Origin of the sequence: Arthrobacter sp. AG367 (assembly GCF_007828995.1) — a bacterium.
GTDB lineage: Bacteria > Actinomycetota > Actinomycetes > Actinomycetales > Micrococcaceae > Arthrobacter.
The window spans coordinates 811,816-832,074 of record NZ_VIVE01000001.1; the positions used below are offsets into that span (position 1 = coordinate 811,816).

At 66.5% G+C, this 20,259-nt stretch carries 19 protein-coding genes and 3 tRNA genes; 7 read left to right on the forward strand and 15 right to left on the reverse strand.

Annotated features, from left to right (window positions below):
* Positions 1-291 precede the first annotated feature (291 nt).
* The 6 genes from FB478_RS03720 to FB478_RS03745 all read right to left on the reverse strand — a co-directional run bounded on the left by FB478_RS03720 (position 292) and on the right by FB478_RS03745 (position 5,479).
* Positions 292-906, reverse strand: coding sequence for a DsbA family protein (locus FB478_RS03720; RefSeq protein ID WP_186447721.1), 615 nt, complete (start codon positions 904-906; stop codon positions 292-294).
* 13 nt (positions 907-919) lie between these two features.
* Complete coding sequence (gene clpX / locus FB478_RS03725; protein WP_018769475.1) at positions 920-2,200, reverse strand: ATP-dependent Clp protease ATP-binding subunit ClpX; 1,281 nt, start codon at positions 2,198-2,200, stop codon at positions 920-922.
* Positions 2,201-2,377: 177 nt separating this feature from the next.
* Positions 2,378-3,037: an ATP-dependent Clp protease proteolytic subunit gene (locus FB478_RS03730; protein ID WP_018769476.1), complete on the reverse strand. Its 660-nt coding sequence runs from the start codon at positions 3,035-3,037 to the stop codon at positions 2,378-2,380.
* 36 nt (positions 3,038-3,073) lie between these two features.
* The gene (locus tag FB478_RS03735; protein ID WP_056390687.1) at positions 3,074-3,697 is read right to left on the reverse strand and encodes an ATP-dependent Clp protease proteolytic subunit; all 624 of its coding nucleotides are present in this window, start codon (positions 3,695-3,697) and stop codon (positions 3,074-3,076) included.
* Between the two features lie 233 nt (positions 3,698-3,930).
* Positions 3,931-5,325 (reverse strand): trigger factor, encoded by a 1,395-nt coding sequence (gene tig / locus FB478_RS03740; RefSeq protein WP_056390690.1) that lies wholly within the window; start codon positions 5,323-5,325, stop codon positions 3,931-3,933.
* Positions 5,326-5,404: 79 nt separating this feature from the next.
* Positions 5,405-5,479 (reverse strand) — tRNA-Pro (locus FB478_RS03745).
* Positions 5,480-5,610: 131 nt separating this feature from the next.
* On the opposite strand from FB478_RS03745, the gene FB478_RS03750 reads away from it, so the two are divergent.
* A tRNA-Gly gene (locus tag FB478_RS03750) sits at positions 5,611-5,684 on the forward strand.
* A gap of 51 nt (positions 5,685-5,735) precedes the next feature.
* On the opposite strand, the gene FB478_RS03755 is transcribed toward FB478_RS03750, so the two are convergent.
* From FB478_RS03755 to FB478_RS03765, 3 genes are all read right to left on the reverse strand, one after another.
* Entirely contained in the window at positions 5,736-6,695 is a 960-nt protein-coding gene (locus FB478_RS03755; protein WP_056390692.1) for an Fpg/Nei family DNA glycosylase, read from the reverse strand.
* Positions 6,695-7,189, reverse strand: coding sequence for a ribose-5-phosphate isomerase (locus FB478_RS03760; RefSeq protein ID WP_018769480.1), 495 nt, complete (start codon positions 7,187-7,189; stop codon positions 6,695-6,697). The genes FB478_RS03755 and FB478_RS03760 overlap by 1 nt, the downstream gene beginning before the upstream one ends.
* 69 nt (positions 7,190-7,258) lie before the next feature.
* Positions 7,259-8,287, reverse strand: coding sequence for a hypothetical protein (locus FB478_RS03765; protein ID WP_056390695.1), 1,029 nt, complete (start codon positions 8,285-8,287; stop codon positions 7,259-7,261).
* 175 nt (positions 8,288-8,462) lie between these two features.
* Between FB478_RS03765 and pepN the strand changes: the two genes are divergently transcribed.
* Together pepN and FB478_RS03775 are read left to right on the forward strand one after the other, a co-directional pair.
* Entirely contained in the window at positions 8,463-11,036 is a 2,574-nt protein-coding gene (gene pepN / locus FB478_RS03770; protein WP_144599804.1) for an aminopeptidase N, read from the forward strand.
* The gene (locus FB478_RS03775; RefSeq protein WP_134164652.1) at positions 11,033-11,506 is read left to right on the forward strand and encodes an OsmC family protein; all 474 of its coding nucleotides are present in this window, start codon (positions 11,033-11,035) and stop codon (positions 11,504-11,506) included. The genes pepN and FB478_RS03775 overlap by 4 nt, the downstream gene beginning before the upstream one ends.
* Before the next feature lie 17 nt (positions 11,507-11,523).
* Here the strand turns inward: FB478_RS03775 and FB478_RS03780 are convergent, their stop codons facing one another.
* The gene (locus FB478_RS03780; RefSeq protein WP_018769484.1) at positions 11,524-12,522 is read right to left on the reverse strand and encodes an NAD-dependent epimerase/dehydratase family protein; all 999 of its coding nucleotides are present in this window, start codon (positions 12,520-12,522) and stop codon (positions 11,524-11,526) included.
* 67 nt (positions 12,523-12,589) lie between these two features.
* Between FB478_RS03780 and FB478_RS03785 the strand changes: the two genes are divergently transcribed.
* Positions 12,590-13,273, forward strand: coding sequence for a mechanosensitive ion channel family protein (locus FB478_RS03785; RefSeq protein ID WP_018769485.1), 684 nt, complete (start codon positions 12,590-12,592; stop codon positions 13,271-13,273).
* Position 13,274: 1 nt separating this feature from the next.
* Positions 13,275-13,769, forward strand: coding sequence for a globin (locus tag FB478_RS03790; protein WP_056390703.1), 495 nt, complete (start codon positions 13,275-13,277; stop codon positions 13,767-13,769).
* Between the two features lie 43 nt (positions 13,770-13,812).
* Here the strand turns inward: FB478_RS03790 and FB478_RS03795 are convergent, their stop codons facing one another.
* On the reverse strand, positions 13,813-14,472 hold the full coding sequence (locus FB478_RS03795) for a hypothetical protein (protein ID WP_018769487.1): 660 nt from the start codon (positions 14,470-14,472) through the stop codon (positions 13,813-13,815).
* 63 nt (positions 14,473-14,535) lie between these two features.
* Between FB478_RS03795 and FB478_RS03800 the strand changes: the two genes are divergently transcribed.
* The gene (locus FB478_RS03800; RefSeq protein WP_056390708.1) at positions 14,536-15,456 is read left to right on the forward strand and encodes an acyl-CoA thioesterase II; all 921 of its coding nucleotides are present in this window, start codon (positions 14,536-14,538) and stop codon (positions 15,454-15,456) included.
* Between the two features lie 148 nt (positions 15,457-15,604).
* Here the strand turns inward: FB478_RS03800 and ettA are convergent, their stop codons facing one another.
* From ettA to FB478_RS03815, 3 genes are all read right to left on the reverse strand, one after another.
* The gene (gene ettA, locus FB478_RS03805) at positions 15,605-17,287 is read right to left on the reverse strand and encodes an energy-dependent translational throttle protein EttA (RefSeq protein WP_018769489.1); all 1,683 of its coding nucleotides are present in this window, start codon (positions 17,285-17,287) and stop codon (positions 15,605-15,607) included.
* A gap of 61 nt (positions 17,288-17,348) precedes the next feature.
* Complete coding sequence (locus FB478_RS03810; protein ID WP_134164648.1) at positions 17,349-17,918, reverse strand: DUF6993 domain-containing protein; 570 nt, start codon at positions 17,916-17,918, stop codon at positions 17,349-17,351.
* Between the two features lie 213 nt (positions 17,919-18,131).
* Complete coding sequence (locus FB478_RS03815; protein WP_056390711.1) at positions 18,132-18,683, reverse strand: single-stranded DNA-binding protein; 552 nt, start codon at positions 18,681-18,683, stop codon at positions 18,132-18,134.
* Between the two features lie 206 nt (positions 18,684-18,889).
* Here FB478_RS03815 and FB478_RS03820 point away from each other — a divergent pair.
* Positions 18,890-18,962 (forward strand) — tRNA-Arg (locus tag FB478_RS03820).
* A 49-nt stretch (positions 18,963-19,011) separates the two neighbouring features.
* On the opposite strand, the gene FB478_RS03825 is transcribed toward FB478_RS03820, so the two are convergent.
* Positions 19,012-20,238, reverse strand: coding sequence for an ROK family protein (locus FB478_RS03825; RefSeq protein ID WP_144599805.1), 1,227 nt, complete (start codon positions 20,236-20,238; stop codon positions 19,012-19,014).
* Positions 20,239-20,259: the final 21 nt, after the last annotated feature.

The following is a 20,259-nucleotide window of genomic DNA, read 5'->3' on the forward strand; positions in this document are numbered from 1 at the left end:
GGGGCTTCGACTTTTCGGCCATCTTGTGACGTTATTTCGATGGTCTGGCAGGATCCTCCGAAACTCCAGGTCTTACTACACCGTCACTGGTAGCTTGCACTCAACTTTGCCGATGGCTGCGTCAAATTACATATCACTGGATCTTTGGTTCCTGCGTCCCGCCTCTTTCGAAGTGGGTAAGAACCATTGTTCTCCTGCCCCAAGGCATGCACAAGGGCCCCGCAGGAACTACACGCTGGTAGTTTCTGCGGGGCCCTTGGCGCGGCCAGCCAATGGCAGGCGGCCCGGCGCTTAGTTGAATTCCGGGCTCTCCGTGCGGCTGCGCTTGAGCTCGAAGAAATGCGGATAGGCGGCGATGGTGGTGGTGGCGTCCCAGATCCTGCCGGCTTCTTCACCGCGGGGGATGCGGGTCAGGACCGGTCCGAAGAACGCCGTTCCGTTGAAAGCGACCACGGGCGTTCCCACGTCCTGGCCCACGAGTGAGATGCCTTCTTCGTGGCTGGCCCGGAGCTGCCGGTCATAGGCGTCGGTGGTGGCGGCATCGGCCAGGGAGGCGGGCAGGCCACACTCGGCGAGGGCTTTGGTGATGACCTGTGCGCGGTCCTTTTCCCCCTGGTTGTGGATCAGCGTGCCCATGGCGTCGTAAAGCGGCTTGATGACCTGCGGGCCGTGCCCTTCGCGGGCCGCAATGATCACGCGCACCATGCCCCAGGCGTCGTCCATGGACTCCCGGTAAGCGGGCTCCAGGTCGCGTCCCTCATTCAGGACGGCGAGGCTCATGACGTGCCATTCGGTCTCGATGTCCCGGACGGCCTCCACCTCGCCGAGCCAGCGGCTGGTGACCCATGCGAACGGGCAGAGGGGGTCGAACCAGAAGTCGGCTTTGTTCTTGGCAGGTACAGTCACAGGGTCCTCTCGGTCAGGCAGACTTACGGCGCTTGGCCACGTGCGGAATCATGGTGGGTTCGGCCCCGCGCAGGACCACGTCCTCGGTGATCACCACGCTGGCGACGTCCTCGCGGCTCGGGAGATCGAACATCACGGGAAGCAGGACTTCCTCCAGGATGGCGCGAAGACCGCGTGCACCGGTGCCACGCTCCAGTGCCTGGTCGGCGATGGCTTCCAGGGCGGGCTCGTCAAACACCAGCTCCACGCCGTCGATCTGGAACATCTTCTGGTACTGCTTCACCAGGGCGTTCTTGGGGGTGGACAGGATCTGGATCAGGGCGTCACGGTCAAGGTTGGACACCGTGGTGATCACCGGAAGGCGGCCAATGAACTCCGGGATCAGGCCGAACTTCAGCAGGTCCTCCGGCATGACTTCGCCGTAGGAGTCCACCTTCTTGCTGGCGTCGTTCAGTGGGGCGCCGAAGCCGATGCCCTTGCGGCCGGAGCGGGAACCGATGATCTCCTCCAGGCCGGCGAAGGCGCCGGCCACGATGAACAGGACATTGGTGGTGTCGATCTGGATGAACTCCTGGTGCGGGTGCTTCCGTCCGCCCTGGGGCGGGACAGAGGCAACGGTGCCTTCCAGGATCTTCAGCAGGGCCTGCTGCACGCCCTCACCGGATACGTCACGGGTGATGGAGGGGTTTTCGCTCTTGCGGGAGATTTTGTCGATCTCGTCGATGTAGATGATGCCCTGTTCGGCCTTCTTGACGTCATAGTCTGCGGCCTGGATGAGTTTGAGGAGGATGTTCTCCACGTCTTCACCCACATAGCCGGCCTCGGTCAGGGCGGTGGCGTCCGCGACGGCGAACGGGACGTTCAGGCGCCGGGCGAGGGTCTGGGCCAGGTAGGTCTTGCCGCAGCCGGTGGGGCCGATGAGGAGGATGTTCGACTTGGCGATTTCGACGTCGTCGTGATGCCCGCCGTCCCCCAGGCTTCCGGACTTGGGCGCGTGGCCCGCCTGGATGCGTTTGTAGTGGTTGTAGACCGCGACGGCGAGGGAACGCTTTGCGGGTTCCTGGCCGATGACGTATTCCTGCAGGAAGTCGAAGATTTCGCGCGGCTTGGGCAGTTCAAAGCTGCCGAGGTCTGCCACCTCCGCGAGCTCCTCTTCGATGATTTCGTTGCACAACTCGATGCACTCATCACAGATGTAGACACCGGGCCCGGCAATGAGCTTGCGCACCTGCTTCTGGCTCTTTCCGCAGAAAGAGCACTTCAGCAGATCCGTGCTCTCGCCAATCCGAGCCATATGTGAACCCCTTAGTATCCTGCTGCCAGGCAGCCCTGCACCGTTGCTGAAATCTTCGGCCGGCCCGCGGGGGCCGGTTTGTGACAACATCCACTCTAGGTCACATTCGCCCCCAAGGGTGGAAAGAAAAGGCCGGTGCGGCCAAATGAAGCTGGGCCGCACCGGCTTTCCGCACTGTTACCTCGTGATTGCCTGGGGCTTGATCTTGCGTGAATCAAGCACCTGGTCGATCAGGCCGTATGCCTGCGCCTCTTCGGCGGTGAGGATCTTGTCGCGCTCGATGTCGTTGTTGACCTGCTCCGACGTGCGGCCGGAGTGGTGGGCCAGCGTGTCTTCGAGCCAGGAGCGCATGCGCATGACCTCGGCCGCCTGGATCTCCAGGTCGGAAGCCTGGCCGCCCTGGCCGCCGGACAGGGCCGGCTGGTGGATCAGGACGCGGGCGTTGGGCAGTGCCAGCCGCTTGCCGGGGGTACCGGCAGCCAACAGGACAGCAGCCGCGCTGGCGGCCTGGCCCAGGCAGACCGTCTGGATCTCGGGACGGATGTACTGCATGGTGTCGTAGATGGCCGTCATGGCCGTGAACGAACCGCCAGGGGAGTTGATGTAGAGGGTGATGTCGCGGTCCGGGTCGGTGGACTCAAGGACCAGCAGCTGGGCCATGATGTCGTCGGCGGAGGCGTCGTCAACCTGCACGCCGAGGAAGATGATGCGGTCCTCGAACAGCTTGGTGTAGGGGTCCTGGCGCTTGAAGCCGTAGGGCGTGCGCTCCTCGAACTGCGGCAGGACGTAGCGGCTGGACGGAAGATTGCCGGCGGACCACCCGAAGTTGTAGTTCATTGTTTTTGCTCCTGATCGAAGTGTTCTGGTTGCCGGTTAGTTCTGGGAGGCTGACTCGCCGGAGGACCCGTTGGACGTTCCGCCGCCACCGGATACCGAACCGGCGTGCGCGGCGATCTTGTCGAAGAAACCGTACTCGAGGGCCTCTTTAGCCGTGAACCACTTGTCACGGTCGTTGTCCTTGAGGATGGTCTCAACGGTCTGGCCGGTCTGCTCGGCCGTCAGTTCCGCCATGACCTTCTTCATGTGCAGGATGAGCTCGGCCTGGATCTTGATGTCCGAGGCCGTGCCGCCGATGCCGCCGGAGGGCTGGTGCATCAGGACGCGGGCGTTGGGCGTGGCGTACCGCTTGCCCTTGGTGCCCGAGGAGAGCAGGAACTGTCCCATGGACGCGGCCAGGCCGGTGGCGACGGTCACGACGTCATTGGGGATGAACTGCATGGTGTCGTAGATGGCCATGCCTGCGGTGACGGAGCCGCCGGGCGAGTTGATGTAGAGGTAGATGTCCTTTTCCGGGTTCTCGGCCGAGAGCAGGAGCAGCTGCGAGCAGATCGCGTTGGCGTTGTCATCACGCACCTCCGAGCCCAGCCAGATGATCCGCTCCTTGAGGAGGCGGTTGTAAATGTAGTTGTCCTGGGCTGCAGGATCGACGGTCGCCATCCGGGGGGCCTCTGAGTGCTGTGACATGTTTACTTACCTCTCACTGGTGACGGTGACATCACTGAAAATCACTACTTGGACACTAACCGGTTTCCCCGGCGTTTTGTTCGCGCACTGACGGCTGTTCGCTGACGGCGCACGATCGCCGAACCAGCGCTGCGGGGTTTCGGGTCCAACGCGAACGGCCCCCGGATCGGAAGGATCCAGGGGCCGTTGCTGCGGGTTGTTAAGGACTAGGCCTTGGCGTCTGCCGTGGCGTCCTCGGCGTCGACAACCTCCGCCTCGGCGGCTTCGGTCGCGTCAGCGTCGGCTGCCTCTGCAGCGGGGGCTTCCTCGCCGCCGGGGCGGACGAAGTCGCTGAGGTCAACGGTGTTGCCCTCGGTGTCGGTCACGGTGGCCTGGCCAAGGACGACAGCCAGTGCCTTGCGGCGGCGGACCTCGGAAACCATCATGGGGACCTGGCCGCTCTGGTCGATGATCTGGGCGAACTGGTTGGGATCCATGCCGTACTGGCTGGCGGTGGTGACGATGTAGTCGATCAGCTCGTTCTGGCTGACGTTGACTTCTTCCTTTTCCGCGATGGCGTCGAGGATGATCTCGTTCTGGAAGGCGCGGGCCGTGTTGGCGCGGACCTCTTCGCGGTGCTCCTCGGTGTCGTGCTCGCCTTCGCCGTGGCCGTTGCCCTCCTGGAAGTGGGCTTCGAGCTGCTCCTCGACCACCGAGTCAGGAACAGGAACCTCGACCATTTCGACGAGCTTGTCCAGGACCTTGTCGCGGGCTTCGACGCCCTGCTCAACGATCTTGGAGTCGGCAGCCTGCTTGGCCAGGTCTTCGCGGAGTTCGGCAAGGGTGTCGAATTCGGAGGCGAGCTGGGCGAAGTCGTCGTTCGCTTCCGGCAGTTCGCGTTCCTTGACGGCCTTCACCACAACCTTGACCTGGGCGGCTTCGCCGGCGTGGTCGCCGCCCACCAGGGTGGTGTCGAAGATGGCGTCCTCGTCAGCGCTGAGGCCGGTCACGGCCTCGTCCATGCCCTCAAGCATGGTGCCGGCGCCCACCTGGTAGGACAGGCCGGCGGCGGAGTCGACTTCCTCGCCGTCGATCGTGGCGGTGATGTCGATGGTGAGGAAGTCACCGTCGGCAGCCGGGCGGTCCACGGACTTCAGGGTGCCGAAGCGGCCGCGCAGTTCGTCCAGCGCCTTGTCCACATCAGCTTCGGAGGATTCCGCAGCCGCAACCTGGACCTCGATGCCGGAGTAGTCCGGGAGTTCGATCTCGGGGCGGACGTCAACCTCAGCGGCGAACTTCAGGCCGCCGTCGGTCGCGGAGGGATCGGGCACCTCGGTGATTTCCACCTCGGGACGGCTCAGGGGGCGGATGCCGGACTCCTGCACGGCAGCCTGGTACCAGCCGTTGAGGCCGTCGTTGATGGCCGTCTCCAGGACGTAGCCGCGGCCGACGCGCTGGTCGATGAGCTTGGCAGGAACCTTGCCCTTGCGGAACCCGGGAACCTGGATCTGGGACGCAACGGTCTTGTAGGCCGAGTCGATGCTGGGCTTCAGTTCCTCAAAGGGGACCTCAACATTGAGCTTGACCCGCGTGGGGGTGAGGTTCTCGACAGCGCTCTTCACGGTCTAAGTACTCCTGGGTTGTGGGATGGGTTTCTGCAAACGCAATGGATGTCCAGGCCTGACGGTCCTGGCCGCAGAGTCGGGGTGACAGGATTTGAACCTGCGACTTCCTGCTCCCAAAGCAGGCGCTCTAGCCAAGCTGAGCTACACCCCGTAAGTGCACAGGCAAGTCTACGGTGATACGCGTCGCGATTGCACATTTGACACGTAGGCCATGGATTAGGTTTAGTTGTATCCGGCTTGAACAGCCAGCCCGGAGTTTCCGCGAAAAACGGATCTTCCTTCGGGGACGTAGCTTAATGGTAAAGCCTCAGTCTTCCAAACTGATTACGCGGGTTCGATTCCCGTCGTCCCCTCCACAACACGAAGAAGGCCCCTCTCCGGAGGGGCCTTCTTCGTGTTTCGCCTTCCTACTCCCCCGGTTGCTGGCAGTAAGGGCACCAGTAGAGGTTCCGCCCGGCCAGGTCGGCGATGAGCACGATGGTGCGGCAGACGCGGCAGGGCAGGCCGTGCCGCTTGTAGACGAAGTGGGCATCGTCGCGGCCGGGAAAGTGGGCGCTCCTGGGCGGCACCGGCGCGCCGGCCGCGGCGGCTTTGGCGGCGGTGGTGCCGTCAAGCGCCCAGTACTTCGGCGGCGTGGTGATGATCCGCCCGTCCGTCACGCCGTCGCCCATGACGGCCACGATGTCGCGCCACAGCTTGCGGGCGTCGTTGTCCGGCAGGGCAGTGCCGGGCAGCCAGGGGTCCAGGCGGCGGCGGAACAGGACTTCCGCCCGGTAGACGTTCCCGACGCCGGCAATCACCTTCTGGTCCATGAGCAGGGCAGCCAGGGGCGTCTTCCGCGCCTGGACGTTGGCAGCAAAGCGCCCGGCATCGCCGCGGAGGTTCCGCAGTGGGTCAGGTCCCAGCCGTGCCAGCACGGCGCGGACTTCCGCCCCGGTGATGGTTTCGCAGGTGGTGGCACCCCGAAGGTCCGCCCAGCCATGGCTCCCGGCGAGCCGCACCCGCACGGCCCCGACGGGCGCCGGCGGACCGGCGTAAGGCGCGCCGCCGTCGTCGTCCCCGTCACCGAAGGCCTCCCGCTCCCCGACGCGCCGGGGGGCACCAATGCTGGAGGCGCCGGCGAAGGTGCGGTCCCCGCCGAAGCTCCAGGCCCCGTACAGTCCAAGGTGGACGTGCAGGACCAGGGCGTTGTCGAAGTGCAGGAACAGGTGTTTGCCGTGCGCCTCGGCGGCAAGCAGGGTATGCCCGTCCAGCAGCGCCGCACCTCCGCTGAACCTGCCCTGGGGACTGGAAACAGCCAGTGCCTCACCGGCGAAGACATCGCCGAACTGCCGGGCGAGCCTGCGGACGGAATGGCCCTCGGGCACTACTCGATGACCTCGCCTGTTGCCTCGTAGACCGCGATTTTTTCGATCCTGCGGACGTGGCGCTCATCATTGCTGAACGGCTCGGACAGGAACGCCTCGACCAGCGCGGTGGCTTCTTCGAACGTATGCTGCCGCCCGCCCAGGGCAACCACGTTGGCGTTGTTGTGCTCGCGGGCCAGGGTGGCGGTGGAGAGGTTCCATGCGAGGGCCGCGCGGATGCCCTTGACCTTGTTGGCGGCGATCTGCTCGCCGTTGCCGGAGCCGCCCAGCACGATGCCAAGGGCGTGGACGCCTGCCTGCTGGTCGGCAACGACGGCAAGGGCAGCGTTGATGCAGAAGGACGGGTAGTCGTCCTGGGCGTCGTAGACCTGGGGCCCGTGGTCCACCACCTCGTATCCCTTGCCGGTCAGGTGGGACACCAGGTGGGCGCTGAGCTCCATGCCTGCGTGGTCGGTGGCGATGTGGACCCGCGGGTAGGCAGGGGAAGTGGTCACGTGCAAAGTCCGTTCGGTTGTGGGGCTGGCGGGTCGCCGGTGGAGGCCGGAATGTCACCGATAAGGATACTAGGACTGCCCGCCCTCCGGGTGCTGGCCCCCGGCCGGCGGCCCTCCGCCGCGCCGGGCCCTCGCGGCCACGCGGGTGAGGACTTCGGCCAGCCGCGCCGCGGAGGCCTGGCTTCCGCCGCTGACGGCCAGGCGCTGGCCGTCAGTCTTGCTCACGACGACGGCGGGCCCGCTGCTGACCAGCATGGCTGCGGTTCCGCCGTGGTGCCGGTAGCCCCACCCGCCATAGTCGGCGGCTTTGACGTCCTCGGCGCTGGCATCGGAGATGGCGCCGGCCGGCACATTCATGACCGGCACCACCCCGGCCAGCAGGACCTTCAGCCCGCGCCGGTCCGCCCGGATGCGGGCAAAGAGGAACGCGGCGCCCACGAGGGCCAGGACAACGAGCAGGATGCCCAGCCACGGCACCACCACGGCGATAAGGGCTGCCGGGAACAGGGAGGCGATGGCGATCATGACAAAGACCGAACTCCTGGCGTGGACCCATAGCCGGACGGTGTCCAGGGCAAGGTCGGGGTCCAGTTCCCTGGTGATGGCGGCCTGCAGCGCACGGTCGTCATCGGGCGACCATTGCCGGTCGGCTTTGTACACCATGGCCATGGCGACGCCGAGCGACACTGCCGCACCGCTGCCGAGGGCAAGGACGGTCATGTCCACCCGCGACTGCCGGGCGTCGGCCAGCCCGGTTTGGCCGATGAGCCCCGCGGCCAGGGCGGAGGTGATGAAGAGGCTGAGGAACAGCCCGGCCCCCATCATGATCCTGCGCATCATCACCGGCCTGCTGAGGGGCACCGCCTGCAGCAGGACCAGCCATCCGGCGATGACGATGATCGCCGCGCCCACGCCCACGTAGGCGGCGAAAGGCGCAAAGGCGGCACCGCCGTCGTCCGTCCACCGGACGGCGACCGGCTCCGGAAGGTCCGGGCGCAGCAGCGACGCGCAGTAGGCGAAGGCAGCGGCCAGGACGACCGGGAACCCCACGGCGAACCTGAGTGCCTTGGTATCCACCGAATCCAGCAGCTTTCCCATGCAATTAACGCTACCCCTGCGGCCGCCCGGCCAACCGCCCAGGCGGCAACGGCCGGCCGCTGTGAGCTGCGCAACTTGCCAAGGATCCCAAGGATGGAAGAATGCAACACAGTGCCGGACCCGGGACCACCGGCCGGCAGCCGAAAACTTCTCTGGAGGACCTCCTTTGCCAGGCATGAACCTGACGCGCGCCGAAGCCCGTGAGCGCGCCGAACTGATCACCGTCGAGTCCTACGATGTCAGCCTGGACCTGACGCGCGGCGGAGAGGTCTTTGGCAGCACTACCACCGTGAAGTTCACGGCGTCGCCGGGATCGTCCAGCTTCATTGATGCGGTCACCCGCACCGTGCACAGCGTGACCCTGAACGGCCGCAGCCTTGACCCCGCCACCGTGTCCGACGGCGTCCGGATCCAGCTGCCGGACCTGCAGGAGCACAACGAACTGACCGTCGTGGCCGACCTGCCGTACATGAACACGGGTGAGGGCCTGCACCGGTTCGTGGACCCGGTGGACAGCGAGGTCTACCTGTACACGCAGTTCGAGGTTCCGGACTCGCGCAGGATGTTCGCCGTCTTCGAACAGCCGGACCTGAAGGCAACCTTCGCCTTCACCGTCACGGCGCCGTCCCACTGGGACGTTGTCTCCAACTCCCCCACCCCCCACCCCGTGGAGGCGCCTCCCGCGGAAGACGGCACGGCCAGGTCCGTATGGGCGTTCGCGCCCACGCCGCGCCTGTCCTCCTACGTCACGGCCCTGATCGCGGGCCCTTACCAGTCCGTCCGCAGCGAGGTCACCAGCTCGGACGGCCGCATCATCCCCCTTGGTGTCTTCGCCCGGAAGTCGCTGATGCAGTACCTGGATGCGGACAACATCTTCGAACTGACGCGGCAGGGCTTCGGGTTCTTTGAGGCGCAGTTCGGCTGCCCGTACCCGTTCGAGAAATACGACCAGCTGTTCGTTCCGGAGTTCAACGCCGGTGCCATGGAGAATGCCGGTGCCGTGACCATCCTGGAAGGCTACGTCTTCCGCAGCAAGGTCACCGGGGCCCAGATCGAGCGGCGCGCCATCACGGTCCTCCATGAACTCGCCCACATGTGGTTCGGTGACCTGGTGACCATGCGCTGGTGGAACGACCTGTGGCTCAACGAGTCCTTCGCGGAGTACATGTCGCACCTGGCGGCGGTGGAGGCCACGTCCTTCACCAGCGCCTGGACCACGTTCGCGTCCGTGGAGAAATCGTGGGCGTACCGGCAGGACCAGCTGCCCACCACGCACCCGATCTTCGCCGAGATCAACGACCTCCAGGACGTGGAGGTCAACTTCGACGGCATCACCTATGCCAAGGGCGCCTCGGTGCTGCGGCAGCTGGTGGCCTGGGTTGGCCCCGACCAGTTCATGGCCGGTGTCCGGGAGTATTTCGCCAAGCACTCCTGGCAGAACACTGAACTCCGCGACCTGCTGGTGGAGCTCGAAAAGGCCAGCGGCCGCGACCTGGATGACTGGGGCCGGCAGTGGCTGGAGACCGCAGGCGTCAACACACTGAGCCCGGAGCTGGACGTGGATGCCGACGGGAAGCTGCGTTCCTTCGCCATCCTGCAGTCCGCGGTCCCGGAATGGCCCACTATCCGCCCGCACCGCCTGGCCGTGGGCTTCTACAACCTGGACAGCGCCGGAAAGCTCGAGCGGGTGCACCGCGAAGAGCTGGATGTGGACGGTGACCGCACAGAGGTGCCGGGAGTGGCCGGCATGGACCAGCCGGACCTGATCCTTATCAATGACGACGACCTGGCGTATGCCAAGGTACGGCTGGATCCCAAGTCGCTGGCCACCGCCACCGCCCACCTCAAGGATTTTGGCGGCAGCCTGCCCCGGACCCTGGTCTGGAATTCTGCATGGGACGCTGCCCGTGACGGCGAAACGCCGGCCCGGAAGTACGTGGAGCTGATCCTGTCCAACGTCGCGGCGGAAACGGACTCCTCCGTGATCCTGGTCCAGCTCCGCCAGCTGGCCATCACCCTCAATTTCTATGTGGCCGAGGAACACCGCGAAGCCACAGCGGTTGCGGCGGTGGACCGGCTGTGGGACCTGGCCTCGGACGTCCCGGGCGGCTCCGATGCGCAGCTGCAGTTCATCAAGTCCTTTGCCCTCCTGGCCCGCAGTGCGTCCCAGCTGGACCGGGTGGCCGGCCTCCTGGACGGGTCGGTTGTCCTGGACGGGCTGGCGGTGGACCAGGACCTGCGCTGGGAGCTCGTGGAGTCCCTGGTGGCCGGAGGCCGGATGGGACAGGAAGGCATCGACGCCGAGCTGGAGCGGGACAACACCTCCAGCGGACAGAATGCTGCGGCCCTGGCCAAGGCCGCCATCCCCACCCCGGAGGCGAAGGCCGCGGCCTGGGAATCGATCGTGGTCAAGGGGGAGCTGTCCAATGCGCTGCAGGGATCGGCCGTAACGGGCTTCATGCGCGTGCTGGACCGTTCGCTGCTGGAACCGTACGCCGAAAAGTACTTCGCGGCTGTGCCGGGCATCGTGGCCACCCGGACCCACGCACTCGCCCAGCAGATCGTCGTCGGCCTCTACCCGGCGCTGCTGACCACGCAGGCCACCATTGACCGGACGGACGCATTCCTGGCGTCGCTGCCGGCGGAAAGCGCCGCGCTGCGGCGGATGATGCTGGAGAACCGCGACGGCGTTGCCCGCGCCCTGCGTGCCCGCGCCGCCGACGTGCTTCCGGACGGCAGTCCCCAGTGAGTCTTGATGAACACCGGTATTCACTGGCAGTCCAGTGGACCGGCAACCGGGGGGACGGCACCTCGTCCTACCGGGGCTACTCACGGGACCACGACGTGCTCATCCCCGGCCTGCCGGTCCTCAAAGGCTCGGCGGATCCGACGTTCCATGGGGACCGCGGGCGCTACAACCCCGAGCAGCTCCTGCTGGCCGCGCTGGCGCAGTGCCACATGCTGTCCTACCTGCACGTGGCGGTGAAGAACGGGGTGGTGGTCACGGACTACCGGGACGAGGCCACCGGGCTGATGCGGCTCAACAGGGACGGCAGCGGGCAGTTCGAGCGGGTGGTCCTGCACCCGCGCGTGACGGTGGCCGACGCCGGACAGGCCGAACTGGCGGCCGGCCTCCACCACGAGGCGAACCGGCTCTGCTTCATTGCCCGCAGCGTGAATTTTCCGGTGGAGCACCAGCCGGTGACGGTGGCGGGTTAGGCCCTGCCGGATCCGCGTCAGGCCCGGCTTTCGCCCTGGAGCATCGCCACCAGGCGCTGTTCCGTTGCCGGTGAGAGGCCTGCTTTCCGCTGCCGGTCCAGTCCGCGGAGGCGTTCATCTGCCAACGTGGCGGCCAGCGTTTCCTGCCAGGGCCGCAGGACCATTCCCGCGGCCCTGGCAGCCTGGTTGCTGCGGGCCATGAAGCCGTCGTGGCCGGGCGGAAGCCAGAGCGGAAGGGAGTCCGGCCCGGACCAGTAGTTCACGCCCTGGTCCACCAGCCACTCCCCGCCGGCGGTAATCGTGGTGCTGCTGGAGGCGGACGCTTCGTGGCAGGCGCTGATGAGTTCCGCAAACGGCACCTGGTCACCAAGGGCGTTCAAGGTTCCGCTGATCCCCTTCCCCGCGGCGAGCAGGATCCAGGCCGCAAGGTCCCGGACATCCATGACCTGCGTGGGGTTCTCCCCGATGTCCGGAACCAGCACAGGTCCGGAGTTCCTGGCAATGCGGGCGGGCCAATAGCCGTAGCGGTCGGTGGGGTCGCCGGGGCCGCTGAGCAGGCCTGCCCGGCACAGGTGGGCCTTGCCGGCAGCGGCCTCCAGGGTCGCTTCTTCGATGGCCACCTTTGACTCGCCGTAGGTTTCCGGCGTGGACTGCACCCCCGGCGGCAGCGCCGGCAGCAGCGCCGCGTCTTCCGCCGCTCCCGGGACGGAATGGCCGGCGTAGGCCGAGCAGCTGGAAACAAAGGTCCAGTGCCCGGCCCTGCCGGCAAGGCCGGCGAGAGCCTGCCGGGCGGGCCCGGGGTCCCGGGCCACCTCGATCACGGCATCCCAGTCGCCCACCAGGCCCGAATATGCAGCCGGTCCCGTCGCGCGGTCCGCCCTGACCCAGTGGGCGCCCGGCGGCGGCTCACCCGATATTCCCCGCGCCAGGCACGTCACGTCATGCCCCGCGGCAACCGCCTGCCCGGCGATTTCCCTGGAGAGGAAGGCGGTTCCGCCGAGGATGAGAATGCGCATGGCCCCACGCTACGGGGGCTAGTGTTGAAAGAGAACCAAGCAATATCCCAAGGAGCTACTTCCACCCATGGTCAGCATGTTGTCCATCCTTCCCAACGCCACAACACAGCCCGATGGCGTGAGCGTCCCGGGCATCGTCATCAGCCTGGGCATCGGCGTCGCCGTCTGGCTCGTGGCCACGTTCGTCATTTCGCGCATCACCAAACGGGTGGCGGCGGGAAGCAACTTTTTCAAGAAGCCCACGTTTAGGTGGGCGGCCCCGGCCTTCCGGGCCCTGGACCACGAACGGCGCGTGCAGCGCGCGGAAACCATCGGCTCGCTGCTGAACAGCATTGTGGGCGTGCTGGTGGTGGTCATCACCGGCATGTACGTCCTGCAGAACCTGGACATCAACATCGCCCCGCTGCTCACCAGCGTGGGTATCCTGGGTGTGGCCATCGGCTTCGGCGCCCAGCAGCTGATCCGCGACTTCCTGGCCGGGATTTTCATTACCATTGAAGACCAGTACGGAATCGGTGACGTCATCGAAACCAGCGAAGTGGTGGGCGTAGTGGAGTCCATGGGTCTGCGGATCACCCGCGTCCGCTCCGACGACGGCGCCATTTGGTACCTGCGCAACGGTGAGATCCTCCGCGTGGGCAACCGCTCGCAGGGACGGTACGTTCCGCTGCACGAGTCCGACGACGGGACCACCGACCAGGGGTCGGCCCATGTTGAGACGAAGAAGACTGACCAGAAAGCCGGGGAATAGCATGTCGCTTCCGATTGAACCGCGCCCTGTTGAGCCCCAACCTGCCAAAGCAGGACCCGACCGGCAGCAGCGGCCCCAGTTGATGCAGAACGATCCCTTCAGCAAGCCGGCCTACACAGACAGCTTTTACGATGCGGTGGGCGGCCACGAGACCTTCGTTAAGCTCATCGATGTCTTTTACGACGGCGTTGCCACCGATCCGCTGCTGCGGCCCATGTACCCCGAGGAGGACCTTGCCCCGGCAAAACGCCGGTTCCTGATGTTCCTTGAGCAGTACTGGGGCGGGCCCACAACGTATGGCGAGGAGCGCGGCCACCCGCGCCTGCGCATGCGGCACATGCCGTTCAAGGTGACCCACGAGGCGAAGGACCGGTGGTTGTTCCACATGCGCACCGCCGTAGACGCCCTGGAACTGCCGCCGCTCTACGAAGGCACGCTGTGGGAGTACATGGAGCGGGCGGCGCTGTCCATGGTGAACAGCGCTTCCGAGGCCTGACGCCTGCCGACCGGAACCTGGAAGGGGCCCGGGCCGCCTTCAGCTACAGCAGGCCGCTGCCGGTCCGCGCCAGCACATGGCCGCGCGGACCGGTCAGCCGGAACCAGCGGCCGGCGCGGTAGAGCTTCTGGTCGCCGTCGGCGAGGAAGCCCAGGGCGAACGCTGCGAAGGCCGCTCCGGCGGGCAGGCCTGACGCGTCCAGTTCCCGTCCCCAGACAGCCGCCCGGGCGTTGTTGACAATCAGGGCACCCGGTTTGTCCGGCACGATGCCCGCCACCTCCGCCATGCCTGCTTCGGCCGCCGCCTTCAGGCCGGCGTCGCTGACAGCGCCCAGCAGCTCCCATCCGCCCCTTGGGGCGCCCACTCCTGTCCAGGATTCGGTGACGGTGCTGGGCGGAACCGGCAATTCGACGTCGTCCTCCCCTGCGCGTGCCAGCCGGTCCAGGACGGCGGACAGGGCAACAGTGACATCTGTTCCGGACGGTTCGGCGAGCGCCATGGTCCGCAGGCCCAGGATGGTGGGGGTGGCTTCGCCCAGGAGCCTGGGCCGCAGGACGCACACGTACGCGGCCAGGACGGAACCGGCTGCCTGCAGCCGGATGGCGCCGTCATCGATGGCTTTGGCCCTGGTGGCAAACGTCTTCAGGTCGGCGAGATCCCGGGGATCGGCGAAACGGAAGGACGAGGTGAGAAGTTCAGACACACCTAAACACTACCGGCTGCGCTCCGGTTGAGTGGCTCCCCGGGCGCCGTCTAGAGTCGGACCATGACTGAAGCCGAAGCCGGACTCCTGGCCCCGCCAAGCGGAGACCCCACCTCATCACTGATCGAACTGCTGGACCTCGGTGAACTTGAGGGCGCCCGGACGGACGAGGACATCTTCCTGGGGCCCTCACAGCGGCAGCCACACCACAGGGTGTTCGGCGGACAGGTGCTGGCGCAGTCACTCGTGGCGTCCATTCGAACGGTGGATCCTGAACGGTTTGTGCATTCCATGCACGGCTACTTCCTGCGGCCCGGTGACGCCAACAAGCCCATTACCTTTGGTGTGCAGCGGCTGCGTGACGGCCGGTCGTTTTCCGCCCGGCGCGTCCACGCCTACCAGGACGGTGTTCCCATCCTGTCCATGATTGCCTCTTTCCAGGGTGAGGACGAAGGGATCGAGCACGCGTCGGCGATGCCGGCGGGCATCCCGGACCCCGAATCGCTGCCCAGCACGGCGGACCTGCTGGGCAAGTTCGACCATCCTGTGGCCCGGCACTGGGCGTATGAGCGGCCTTTCGACATCCGGCACGTCGATCCGCCGCTGTACGTTACCGCGACCGGCCCGCGGGAGGCCCGCAACGCGGTCTGGATGAAGACGTTCGGGCCGATGCCCGACAACTCCAACCTGCACCGCGCCGCCCTGGCCTACGCCAGCGACTACACCCTGCTCGAATCCATCCTTCGGCGGCACGGCCTCAGCTGGATCACCCCGGGCATGAATGTTGCCAGCCTTGACCACGCGATGTGGTGGCACCGCCCGGCGCGCGTGGATGAATGGCTGCTCTACGTCCAGGAGTCCCCCAGCGCGCAGGGCGCACGCGGCCTGGCCACCGGCAAAATCTTCAACCGGGACGGCCAGCACGTGGCTTCCGTGGCGCAGGAGGGCATGGTGCGCGTTCCCGCCGAGGCGTCGCACACGTAGGATCCGCACACGTCTGCGATCCGGCGCTGGTGCGCCGGGCATGGGAAAGGCCGGCATCCGGGGAGCAATTCAGCCCGGGTGCCGGCCTTCCGTTTTCCTGCAAACGGGCCCGCAGGCGTCCTGTTGACGAGCCCTTGGGCCCGGCAGGTCAGTCGCGGGTCAGGCGCCGGTGGGTGACGCGGTGCGGCTTGGCCGCGTCGGGGCCCAGCCGCTGGACCTTGTTCTCCTCGTAGGATTCGAAGTTGCCCTCGAACCAGTACCACTTGGAGGGGTTCTCGTCGTCACCTTCGTAGGCAAGGATGTGCGTGGCCACGCGGTCCAGGAACCAGCGGTCGTGCGAGACCACCACGGCGCAGCCGGGGAACTCGAGCAGCGCGTTTTCCAGGCTGCTGAGGGTTTCGACATCGAGGTCGTTGGTGGGCTCGTCGAGGAGCAGCAGGTTTCCACCCTGCTTCAGGGTCAGTGCCAGGTTCAGGCGGTTCCGCTCACCACCTGACAGGACACCTGCCTTCTTCTGCTGGTCCGGGCCCTTGAAACCGAAAGCGGCCACATAGGCACGGGACGGCATCTCAACATTGCCCACCTGGATGAAGTCGAGTCCGTCGGAGACAACCTCCCACAGGGTCTTGTTGGGGTCGATGCCGCCGCGGCTCTGGTCAGCGTAGGAAATCTTGACCGAGTCACCGATCTTGAGCTCGCCGCCGTCCAGCGGTTCCAGGCCGACGATGGTCTTGAAGAGGGTGGACTTGCCCACACCGTTGGGGCCGATGACCCCCACGATGCCGTTGCGGGGCAGGGTGAAGGACAGCCCATCGATCAGGACACGCTCATCGAAGCCCTTCTGGAGGTTCCTGGCCTCCAGGACCAGGCCACCCAGGCGGGGTCCCGGCGGGATCTGGATTTCCTCGAAGTCAAGCTTGCGGGTGCGGTCGGCCTCGGCGGCCATTTCCTCGTAACGGGCCAGGCGGGCTTTGGACTTGGTCTGGCGGCCCTTGGCGTTGGACCGGACCCACTCGAGTTCCTCGGAGAGGCGCTTGGCCTGCTTGGCGTCCTTCTTGCCCTGGATCTCGAGGCGGGCGCGCTTCTTCTCCAGGTAGGTGGAGTAGTTGCCTTCGTACGGGTAGAGGTGGCCGCGGTCCACTTCCGCGATCCATTCCGCCACGTGGTCCAGGAAGTACCGGTCGTGGGTGACGGCGAGGACGGCGCCGGGGTAGCTGGAGAGGTGCTGCTCGAGCCAAAGCACGCTTTCGGCGTCCAGGTGGTTGGTGGGTTCGTCGAGGAGCAGCAGGTCGGGCTTCTGCAGGAGGAGCTTGCAGAGTGCCACGCGGCGCCGCTCACCGCCGGAAAGGTTGGTGACATCGGCATCGGCCGGCGGGCACCGGAGGGCGTCCATGGCCTGTTCCAGCTGGGAATCGAGGTCCCAGGCGTCGGCGGCGTCGATGGCCTCCTGCAGCTTGCCCATCTCTTCGAGGAGGGTGTCATAGTCAGCATCGGGGCTGGCCATTTCCTCGGAGATTTCGTTGAAGCGCTGGATCTTGCCGTAGATCTCGCCAACGCCTTCCTGGACGTTGCCCAGGACAGTCTTTTCTTCGTTAAGCGGCGGTTCCTGGAGCAGGATGCCCACGCTGTAGCCGGGGCTGAGCCTGGCCTCGCCGTTGGAGGGCGTGTCCAGCCCGGCCATGATTTTGAGGATGGTGGACTTACCGGCACCGTTTGGGCCCACAACACCAATCTTGGCGCCCGGGAAGAAGGACATGCTTACGTCATCAAGAATGAGTTTTTCGCCAACGGCCTTGCGGGCCTTGGTCATTGTGTAGATAAATTCCGCCATGGTCTCAAATCTAGTGGGTTGGCGGGCAGATCTCACATTTGCGGCGGACAGCTCAGCCGGATCAGGAGCCCACGAAGCATTTGCCGCTGGCAAGTACCGGAAGGACTGTGACGGTCACCGCACCTTCGCGAACCTGCCCGATGACGCAGTCCTTGCCCTGCAGCACGGCGGCTTCGATGGCGTCCGCCTCCAGCCCGGTGGGTGTGCGGCTTTGCGAGACCTGAAGCGCGGCCGGCGCGATGCCGGCCCCGGTCAGGGCGTCGCTGACCTGGGCAGTGGCAGGTTTCGGCGTTCCCGTGGCCAGTTTGGTCAGGGTATCCGTAACCGTCCGTTTCACCGTTTCGGTGGCGGCGGCGGCTGCGGCCGAAACCGCACCGCCGGACGTGTTGGCCAGCGGTTCCCCGCCGGCATTACTGCCCGGCGTCGCGGAGTCCGTGGCCTGGACCGGTTGTCCGTCCGCACCGGGACCGGCAGCCGGGGCCGCCGGTGAGGGCTGGTTGCCGCTGCCCCCGGCTGCGGATCCGGTTCCGGACGGAGCAACGGTGCACCCGGACAGGAGGCAGGCCAGCACTGCACATGCCAGGGCTGCGCCGGCGCGGTTGTTCTGCCGTTTACGGGGGGTGGGACGCATGGTGTCATTCTGCCATGGGCGACGGGACGGCCCGGCCCGGAAAACGGGCAGTGCACCAGAGCGCGCCTGGGACGCAGTGTCCGTCAAGGGCCTGCGGATGTGGGATGTTGGCGGGCGGACGGGTGTTGGCGGGCGGACGGAGGGCGGCCGGGGGTGCCGCCATTCCGTCCGCCCGGGACTGGATGGGCAACGCTGATACCTGATACGTGGTTCCTAGACTTCGGCGAGTTCCCCCGTTTCCAGGTCAAGGGAGGCGAGACCGCCGTCGCTGTCCTCAATGACGACGGCGGGGTGGCCGGGATCCCCGGGGTGTTCATCTTCGCGGTCCTCCGGCTCGTCCGGGTCCTGGTCCAGCCCGGGGACGTCATCGGGGGCCGGCGGCTGCTCCACGAGGGAGAGCGCCGGCCTGGAAGCGGTGCGGATAAAGTTTGCCGACCCAAAGGAGAGGTCGTGCCCCACGGCATCGGCGTCAATGATGGCGGAGTGGTACACCCGCCCGTCCTTTTCCCACGTGCGGATCTTCAGTTTGCCCACCACGATGACCGGCTGGCCCTTCCTGATGCTGCACCCCAGGGTTCCCGCCAGCTGGCGGTAGCCCTGCACGGTGAACCAGTTGGTGTGCCCGTCGCCCCAGGTCCTGGATTCGCGGTCGAAGCGGCGGGTGGTGGAACCGATGCGGAAGGAAGCTGTTGCCACTCCCCCTGGCGTGGTGGAACTGGTTATCTCGGTGGCCACGAAGCCCCGGATGGTGATGGTTTCGCTCATGTCTACGTCCTGTCTGGATGGTGGCGCCTTTAGCAGGCATGACCAGCATCGCGCCGGACCACGTCGGGCAGGAGGGACGGGTTTGCCTATGTGGACAACGTCCGGGGGAAAGGCCGGTGTGGAGGATGAGTGGCGGCTGGATGACACCGCCGGCAGCCGGGCAATGTAAACTTTTTGAGGCGCCGGCCTGCAGGCCGGAAGCCAACGCCTCAGTAGCTCAGGGGATAGAGCAGCGGCCTTCTAATCCGCCGGTCGGGGGTTCGATTCCCTCCTGGGGCACCGCAGTGGATGGCGCCCCGGTCTTCGGACCGGGGCGTTGTGCGTGGCGCTACGCGTGCAGCCGGTGCGGCGCTTCCATCAGGGAGCGGATCACGCTTCCGGCTGCCCCCAAAAGGGCGCCCGACTCGCCAACGGCGGACATCGTCACCTGGCTGGATGCATATTTCCCTGGCGCATATTTGTCCAGGCTCGCCAGCAACGGGGCACGCAGCCATGGTTCGAGGACCGCGAAGTGGCCCCCAAGGACCACGGATTCGATGTTGACCACCCGTGCCGTCGAGGCGAGTGCTATCCCCAGGCAGCGTGCCGCACGTTCGACGGCGGAAACAGCCCGGGGCTCCCCGGCCCGCAGCGCCTGCAGCAGGGCGGACATGTCCGCGGAGCGGGAACCCCGGTCCAGGGCCAGGCCGGCCGCGGCGAAAATGGCGTCCTGGCCGGCAACGGTCTCCAGGCAGCCTGTCCCGCCGCATGAACAGTGCCCGCCGTCGGGGTCAACCACAATGTGCCCCACCTCGCCCGCGTGGCCGTGCGGACCGGTGAATAGCTCTGATCCGATGACTATCCCGCCACCGACGCCCACCTCGCCGGAGACGAAGAGGAAGTCCGACGCCCCGTCCGGCCGGTGCCGCAGTTCGGCGAGGGCTGCGGCGTTGGCTTCATTGAACAGCGCCACTCCAAGGGGAGCTTCGGGCAGCAGCGCCTCCAGGTCCAGGTCCGCATTGACCCAGCCCAGGTTCGGAGCGGTGAGCACCCGCGCCAGGGCCGGGTCAACGAGCCCGGGCACGGCAAGTCCGCCACCCAGGACCTCGACGCCGTGCTCCCCCGCCGTGCTCCTGACCCGGGCGGCCAGGGCTGCGAGCGCGGACAGCACCGGCCCGTCCGGGCTGTTGCGGTTGTCGCGTTCCTCTTCCTCCCGGACGAGGACGGTTCCGGCGAGGTCCACCACTGCCGCGGAGATGTAGTCGACGTTGATTTCCATCCCCATGACCGCCCGGCTGGGGCTGAGTTCCAGACCCACGCCGGGACGGCCCCGCTCCTGCGGGTTGAGGCCGATTTCGCGGACGATCCCTGCGTCAAGGAGGTCCAGCACCAGGCTGGACACTGATGCCTTGGTCAGTCCGGTGGCTCCGGCCAGCTGGGCGCGGCTGGGATGGACGCCTGGCGGAAACTCGGCGATTGCGCCAAGGACCAGTGCCAGGTTGCTGCGCCGGACATCCGCCACGCTTCCGGGGGCTGCGCCTCCGGGTCCCGCCACTGCAGGCGCCGGCATCACCATCACAAACCTCCCCGTTCAAGT

What these genes read in the sequence shown, in the direction of transcription:
- clpX (WP_018769475.1), bottom strand. Translation starts at nt 2,200, where the DNA reads ATGGCTCGGATTGGCGAGAGCACGGATCTGCTGAAGTGCTCTTTCTGC.
- FB478_RS03730 (WP_018769476.1), bottom strand. Translation starts at nt 3,037, where the DNA reads ATGAACTACAACTTCGGGTGGTCCGCCGGCAATCTTCCGTCCAGCCGC.
- FB478_RS03735 (WP_056390687.1), bottom strand. Translation starts at nt 3,697, where the DNA reads ATGGCGACCGTCGATCCTGCAGCCCAGGACAACTACATTTACAACCGC.
- FB478_RS03765 (WP_056390695.1), bottom strand. Translation starts at nt 8,287, where the DNA reads ATGGGAAAGCTGCTGGATTCGGTGGATACCAAGGCACTCAGGTTCGCC.
- pepN (WP_144599804.1), top strand. Translation starts at nt 8,463, where the DNA reads ATGAACCTGACGCGCGCCGAAGCCCGTGAGCGCGCCGAACTGATCACC.
- FB478_RS03780 (WP_018769484.1), bottom strand. Translation starts at nt 12,522, where the DNA reads ATGCGCATTCTCATCCTCGGCGGAACCGCCTTCCTCTCCAGGGAAATC.
- FB478_RS03785 (WP_018769485.1), top strand. Translation starts at nt 12,590, where the DNA reads ATGGTCAGCATGTTGTCCATCCTTCCCAACGCCACAACACAGCCCGAT.
- FB478_RS03790 (WP_056390703.1), top strand. Translation starts at nt 13,275, where the DNA reads ATGTCGCTTCCGATTGAACCGCGCCCTGTTGAGCCCCAACCTGCCAAA.
- FB478_RS03800 (WP_056390708.1), top strand. Translation starts at nt 14,536, where the DNA reads ATGACTGAAGCCGAAGCCGGACTCCTGGCCCCGCCAAGCGGAGACCCC.
- ettA (WP_018769489.1), bottom strand. Translation starts at nt 17,287, where the DNA reads ATGGCGGAATTTATCTACACAATGACCAAGGCCCGCAAGGCCGTTGGC.
- FB478_RS03810 (WP_134164648.1), bottom strand. Translation starts at nt 17,918, where the DNA reads ATGCGTCCCACCCCCCGTAAACGGCAGAACAACCGCGCCGGCGCAGCC.
- FB478_RS03815 (WP_056390711.1), bottom strand. Translation starts at nt 18,683, where the DNA reads ATGAGCGAAACCATCACCATCCGGGGCTTCGTGGCCACCGAGATAACC.
- FB478_RS03825 (WP_144599805.1), bottom strand. Translation starts at nt 20,238, where the DNA reads ATGGTGATGCCGGCGCCTGCAGTGGCGGGACCCGGAGGCGCAGCCCCC.